At 72.1% G+C, this 3464-nt stretch carries 4 protein-coding genes; 2 read left to right on the top strand and 2 right to left on the bottom strand.

The annotated features are described in order from the left end of the window. The first annotated feature begins 266 nt into the window (after nt 1–266). Together OOT08_RS01685 and OOT08_RS01690 are read left to right on the top strand one after the other, a co-directional pair. The gene (locus OOT08_RS01685) at nt 267–1202 is read left to right on the top strand and encodes a LysR substrate-binding domain-containing protein (RefSeq protein WP_325090837.1); all 936 of its coding nucleotides are present in this window, start codon (nt 267–269) and stop codon (nt 1200–1202) included. Nucleotides 1203–1398: 196 nt separating this feature from the next. After that, nucleotides 1399–2685: a flavin-containing monooxygenase gene (locus tag OOT08_RS01690; RefSeq protein WP_325090838.1), complete on the top strand. Its 1287-nt coding sequence runs from the start codon at nt 1399–1401 to the stop codon at nt 2683–2685. Here OOT08_RS01690 and OOT08_RS01695 read toward each other — a convergent pair. Both OOT08_RS01695 and OOT08_RS01700 read right to left on the bottom strand, forming a co-directional pair. Next, complete coding sequence (locus tag OOT08_RS01695; protein WP_325090839.1) at nt 2675–3370, bottom strand: response regulator transcription factor; 696 nt, start codon at nt 3368–3370, stop codon at nt 2675–2677. The genes OOT08_RS01690 and OOT08_RS01695 overlap by 11 nt on opposite strands. After that, the coding region (locus tag OOT08_RS01700) for a hypothetical protein (protein ID WP_325091274.1) at nt 3367–3464 on the bottom strand (98 nt) is incomplete at its 5' end. The genes OOT08_RS01700 and OOT08_RS01695, both read right to left, overlap by 4 nt.

Here is a 3464-nt window from a genome sequence, read left to right on the forward strand (position 1 = left end):
AGTGGTCGCTCCGGCTCGATCCCGGTGGGCCGCTCGTGGCGGCGGTGGCTGCTCCGGGTGGGGCGTCCTGGCGGACGTGAACAGCACCAGTCTTGGGAGCATTCCGGGTTCCGTAAAATAGCCAAAACCGACACGGCACCCCGGAGAATCAGATGCAGGTCGCCGTTTCGCCGGGATCGGGGTCGGGGCGCTTCGTGCCGGGGGAACCCGGATTCGGGAACGACGCGGGGCTGTGTCATCATTCCGCTATGGTGCAACGCTTCCCGATGACCCTGACCCAGCTCACGTACTTTGTGGAGTGCGCGAAGACGCTGAATATGACCGTGGCGAGTGCGAATCTGCACATCGCGCAGTCCGCGGTGTCCACGGCGATCTCGCAGCTGGAGCGCTCGCTCGGGGCGACGCTGTTTATCCGGGAGCGCTCCAAGGGGCTCATCCTGACGGCGCCCGGGGAGGGTTTGCTGCGCGACAGCCACCAGCTGTTCGAGTTTTTGACCTCCGCGATGGAGCGCTTGCGGGACGACCACGGGGCGGTGCGCGGCTCGATCAGCGTCGCGTGCTTCAGCCCGCTGGCGCCGTTCTTCCTGCCGCGGCTGATCAGCCGGCTGCGCGCCCGGCACCCCGAGCTGGGGTTGACCGTGATCGAGGGAGATCACGAGGACAACCTCACGGCGTTGCGGAGCGGGCGGGCGGAGTTGGCCATCAACTACAACCTGACCGCGGCCGACGATATCCGCCGCGAGGAGCTGGGCGAGGCCCGGCCGCACGTGATTGTGCCGGCCGGGCACCCCCTCGCGGCCCGGCGGAGCGTGGCCCTGGCGGAGCTCGCGGAGGAGCCCTTCGTGCTGCTGGATCTGCCCAGCAGCACGGACTATTTCCTCGGCATGCTGCGCGGGGCGGGGATCACCCCGCGCCTGGAGTATCGCAGCTCCAGCTACGAGACGGTGCGCTCGATGGTGGGGGCGGGCCTCGGCTTTTCCATCCTGAACCAGCGCCCCCGCATCAGCGGCACGTACACCGGGGATCGCACCGCGGTGCTGGAGATCGAGGATGCCGTGCCGAGCCTGATCGTCACGGCAGCCACGCTCTCGCAGGTGACGCCCTCGGCGCGGGTGCTCGCCGTGACGGCCCTGTTCCGGGAGCTGCTCGCGGAGGCCACGCCCCCGGCCGCGACGGGGGCCGCGGGGGTGGCCGAGCGCTGAGCGGGGGCCGGCGCTGCGCTGGGCGGCGGGCCGGGGAGCATCTATTGCGCAGATGACGCAGTCCGTGAACGGGTATTGGCCAGCCCCGGCCCCGCTGGGGTTTGCTGAGTCGGGAACGGACGCGATCTGTCGGCCCAACCCTCGCACTCAGCGGACCCGGCCCGGCCTCGCGAACACCCAGCGAGCGGAGAAGAAGATGTCGAGCCAAGACACAGACGTGTTGATCGTCGGCGGCGGCCAGGCGGGAATTGCGATGAGCGAACACCTGAGCGCGCAGGGGGTGCCCCACCTGGTGTTGGAGCGCGCCCGGATCGGGGAGCGCTGGCGTTCCGAGCGCTGGGATTCGCTCGTAGCCAACGGCCCCGCATGGCACGACCGCTTCCCGGGCCGGGAGTTCTCCTCCTGCGGTCCCGAGGAGTTCCCCGACAAGGAGTCGGTCGCCGACTACCTCGTCGAGGTCGCGGCGGCGTCTGCGGCCCCGGTGCGCACGGGGGTGGAGGTGACCCGGGTCAGCAAGAACCTCGGCGGCCCCGGTTTCCGGGCGGAGACCTCGGCGGGAGAGTTCACCGCGCGCTCGGTCGTTGCGGCGACCGGACCCTTCCAGACGCCCCTGATTCCCGGCGTGATTCCGGCGAGCGATCCGGTCACGCAGGTGCACTCGAGCGGGTACAAAAACCCGGACCAGCTGCCGCCCGGCGGCGTGCTCGTCGTCGGGGCTGGCTCCTCCGGGGTGCAGATCGCGGATGAGCTGCGCCGGGCGGGGCGCGAGGTCACGCTCGCGGTCGGGCCGCACGACCGGCCGCCGCGCGCCTACCGGAGCCGGGACTTCGTCTGGTGGCTGGGGGTGCTCGGCAAGTGGGACGCCTCCGCGCCCCCGCAGGGCGCCGAGCACGTCACGATCGCCGTGAGCGGCGCCCGGGGCGGCCACACCGTGGACTTCCGCGACCTGGCGGCGAACGGCATCACCCTGGTCGGCCGGGCCGGGGCGTACGCGGACGGGGTGCTGAGCTTCGATGCGGACCTCGCCGACAACATCCGGGGCGGCGATGAGAACTACCTCGCGCTGCTTCGGGAGGCCGATGCCTACGTGGAGCGGAACGGGCTCGATCTCCCCGAGGAGCCCGAGGCGCACGTGCTCGGCCCCCTGCCCGCGGAGGCGCGCACCCCGATCCGGTCGCTGAATCTGGCCGAGGCGGGCATCACCTCGGTCGTGTGGGCGACGGGCTTCGGGGTCGACTACGGCTGGCTCGATCTCCCGGCGCTGGACGAGCGCGGCCGGCCGCTGCACCAGCGCGGCGTCTCCCCGGAGCCCGGCGTCTACTTCCTGGGCCTGCCCTGGCTGTCCCGGCGGGGGTCGAGCTTCCTGTGGGGCGTCTGGCACGACGCGAAGTACCTCGCGGATCACATCGTGACCCAGCGCGGGTACCGCGCCTACGCGCCGGAGGCCACGGTGCCGACCGGGGCGGGCCGGCTCAGCCGGTGACGAGCCGGTAGCCCATTCCTGGCTCCGTGAGCAGGTAGCGGGGCGCGGCGGGGTCGTCCTCGAGCTTCTTGCGCAGCTGCGCAAGATAGAGGCGCAGGTACCCGGTGTCGGTGACGTGCTCGGAGCCCCAGATCTCGGTGAGCAGGGCGTGCCGGGTCACGAGGCGGCCCCCGCCGCGGATGAGCAGCTCCAGCACGCGCCACTCGGTCGGGGTGAGGCGGATGTGCTGGCGCTCCCCGGCCGCGGTGCTGCGCGTCACGCTGCGGGCCGCGAGGTCCACGGTGACGGAACCGAGGGCGACGCTCGGCTCCCCCGGTGGCTCGCCGCCGGGGGTGCGCCGGGTCAGGGCGCGGATCCGGGCGAGCAGCTCGTCGATCGCGAAAGGCTTGGTCACGTAGTCGTCCGCGCCGGCGTCGAGCGCCGCAACCTTGTCCGCGGAGCCCGTCCGCCCCGAGACGACCAGGATCGGCGCCCGGGTCCAGCCGCGGAGGGCGTGGATGACCTCGACGCCGTCGAGCTCCGGCATACCGAGGTCGAGCAGGAACAGCTCGGGTTTCTGCTCGATCGCCGCGCGGATCGCCTCCGCGCCGTCGCGAGCCACGACGACCCCGTAGCCCTGGGCGGTGAGCGTGACACGCAGGGCGCGCAGGATCTGGGGGTCGTCGTCGGCGATCAGGATCTTCATCGGGGCTCCTCGGGGCCGAGCGGGAGGGAGACGACCATCGTGAGGCCGCCGCCCGGGGTGTCCTCGGCGGTCAGCGTGCCGCCCATGCCCTCGG

It is taken from the genome of Leucobacter sp. M11 (assembly GCF_035726885.1).
Taxonomy (GTDB): domain Bacteria; phylum Actinomycetota; class Actinomycetes; order Actinomycetales; family Microbacteriaceae; genus JAPFRB01.

Excerpts from the sequence above, each read along its gene's own strand:
- OOT08_RS01685 (WP_325090837.1), top strand. The coding sequence starts at position 267 with ATGACCCTGACCCAGCTCACGTACTTTGTGGAGTGCGCGAAGACGCTG.
- OOT08_RS01695 (WP_325090839.1), bottom strand. The coding sequence starts at position 3,370 with ATGAAGATCCTGATCGCCGACGACGACCCCCAGATCCTGCGCGCCCTG.
- OOT08_RS01690 (WP_325090838.1), top strand. The coding sequence starts at position 1,399 with ATGTCGAGCCAAGACACAGACGTGTTGATCGTCGGCGGCGGCCAGGCG.